Here is an 851-nt window from a genome sequence, read left to right on the forward strand (position 1 = left end):
CACACACACGGGGCCCTGGGTGGGTAGACGTGCCCACCCAGGGCAACCGCGTACCAACGGGAGGACCGATGCCGACGTTCGCCTCGGGGGACAGGCTGCTGCGGCCGACGGTCCTGGCGGGCGGCGGCTGGACCGCCGGACTCGCGGCGGTCGCGCTGCTCGGCGCGGCCGCCGATCTGGTGCTACCCGCGGCGCTCGGCCGCGCCGGCGACGCCGCCCTCGGCGGCGGTTCCGGCTGGTGGGCGGTGTCCGCCTGCGGCCTGGTCGTCGTCCTCATCGGCGTCGACACCCTGACGGACCTGACCAGCGGGTACGGTGCGGCCCGCGCCACCGCCGGACTGCGCCGGCGTCTGCTGCGTCACCTGTTCGCCCTGGACATCCGCGCCACCCGCCGGCACCCGGTGGGTGATCTCGTCGGCCGTCTGGTCGGCCAGGCCGCCGACGCCGGACAGGCCGGCAACGCCGTGGTCCTGGCCATCGTGGCGGTGCTTCCGCCGCTGGGCAGCGTCGTCGCGCTCGCCATCATGGAACCGGTCCTCGGGATCACCCTGCTCGCCGGCCTCGGCCTGCTCGCCGTCCTCATGCGCGCCTTCGTGGCCGACGCCTCGGCGGCGACCGCCGGGTACCAACGGGTTCTCGGCACCATCGCCGGACGGCTGCTGGAGTCGCTGACCGGCGCCCGGACCATCGCCGCCGCCGGCACCACCCACCGCGAGCAGGACCGGGTGCTGGCGGCCCTGCCGGAGCTGGACCGGCACGGCCGGCGTTCCTGGGAACTGCTGGCCCGGGCGAGCGCCCGCACCGCGGCCGTGGCGCCGCTGCTGAACCTGAGCGTCATCGCGGTCGGCGGG

Annotated in this window: 1 protein-coding gene; it reads left to right on the forward strand. The window is 76.5% G+C overall.

The window, feature by feature from the left end; genetic code table 11:
• Nucleotides 1-68: 68 nt before the first annotated feature.
• Nucleotides 69-851: ABC transporter ATP-binding protein (locus tag KBX53_RS34490; RefSeq protein WP_210863981.1), on the forward strand; the 783-nt coding region annotated here is incomplete at its 3' end.

The organism is Micromonospora sp. M51 (assembly GCF_018070305.1).
GTDB classification, from domain to species: Bacteria; Actinomycetota; Actinomycetes; order Mycobacteriales; family Micromonosporaceae; genus Micromonospora; species Micromonospora parva.